We start from the raw sequence: 1,429 nt of genomic DNA, 5'->3' as shown, positions 1-1,429 counted from the left end.
CAATGTCATTAAGTTAAGGTTATTTCACAAAGCATCACGCTGATTTTTAGTAACCTTTGGTTTGACTCTATTTCTGTATTTATCTTTATGCCGATTAAAATTACGATTCGGTCTTATTGGAATTAAATTCTTACTAAAAATTTCTTTTAGCTCTAAAAACACCACATCCATCTCTTTGTTGGAAAGAAATAATTCTACAATTCGATCTTTTAGGAATCCATAGGATAAATTACTGTTTACCTTGTATTTATATTTTGTTTTTTGCTTTTCTTGCAGTTCTTCATTTAATTCTGCCACCATTAGGGTTTGAATATTTGAAATGAATAAGGCTGCATTAAAATCTTGTTGAATACATTGATCTGAGTAGCCTGAGAAGAGCTCAACTTTGATCTTATTTTTTAGTTCATCATAGTAGTTTTCCACGCCCCAACGTTTTAAATACAAATCTTTAAAAACTCCTGTGGGATATGTTTTGCTGCATAATAAAGTAGTCATTAACACCTCAGTTGTACCATCAGGAAGATCTACTCTTATCAATCTGACTTTTGCGGAGTCATTTTTTGTGTAATTCTTATGTTTCAGTGAGATGTTCTTACCTGGTTGCATATCAATAACACAAGAATACTTCCCGCTTTCAACGAAGTTTTTGCTTGCATTACTAAAGCTAACTTTCACCCGAATTAAGCAATCTATTTTTAATTGTAAATGCTCATAAATCAAATCAAATGACGGATAACCGCGATCATAAATTACCAGGTCATTACTTTTTGTGTGTGCTAAGTGTTCTATTGCCATGGACTTCTCACCTATCGTCAATGGAGCTATTTTACCATCAATAACATAGTTGTTGAGTACATCGTAGAGAACAGACATTCGAGCCTGAACAACACTTGTTGCTGTTTGATTTTTTGTAGCTCCATATTTTGACCTGAGTTCTTTGGTATCAGGCAAGCTAATTCTGGAACCGTCAACAGCCAATAAACGAAACCCTTTCCAAAGTTTTACCGATTCATCGTTATCTGTATAAAACTCCCTGGTTAAAACCTGTGAAAGTTCTTTAAACACCAAAGGGTTAATTTTCTTTCGGCATTGAACAAATGCGCTTTTTGAAAATGATTGGGTTTTTATATTCTTAACGAAATTAAAAATTTCTATGGCAAGGCTTTTTCGTAAAAAATTCATCATGAATAGTAATGTGGTTGAGAACGTTAAGACTCTATCACGGGTAAAATCTTTTGCATTCATTCGAAACTGAAATTTTAATTGTTCCGAAAATAAATGTTCTCTTATTTTTTCTACAATAAATTTAGTAGTTTTTTTTCATCATAATAACTCTCTGAATACTATATAAATATAGCAAAAAAATCTCTAAAAACCTCGCTACTACTACTGTTTTTCAATAACTTACACTCTTAACTTAATGACATTG

General features: G+C 32.0%; 1 protein-coding gene. It reads right to left on the bottom strand.

Features of this window, described 5'->3' with window-relative positions:
• Positions 1 to 24: 24 nt before the first annotated feature.
• A complete protein-coding gene (locus tag ELS83_RS21620) occupies positions 25 to 1,245 on the bottom strand; it encodes an IS4 family transposase (RefSeq protein WP_171597619.1) in 1,221 nt (406 codons plus the stop codon).
• Positions 1,246 to 1,429 lie beyond the last annotated feature (184 nt).

The sequence above is a fragment of the Marinifilum caeruleilacunae genome, assembly GCF_013141825.1.
GTDB lineage: Bacteria > Bacteroidota > Bacteroidia > Bacteroidales > Marinifilaceae > Marinifilum > Marinifilum caeruleilacunae.
Note: the sequence above shows the minus strand (reverse complement) of the source record. Positions and strands in the feature narration are given on the sequence as shown.

What these genes read in the sequence shown, in the direction of transcription:
- ELS83_RS21620 (WP_171597619.1), bottom strand. Translation starts at nt 1,245, where the DNA reads ATGAATGCAAAAGATTTTACCCGTGATAGAGTCTTAACGTTCTCAACC.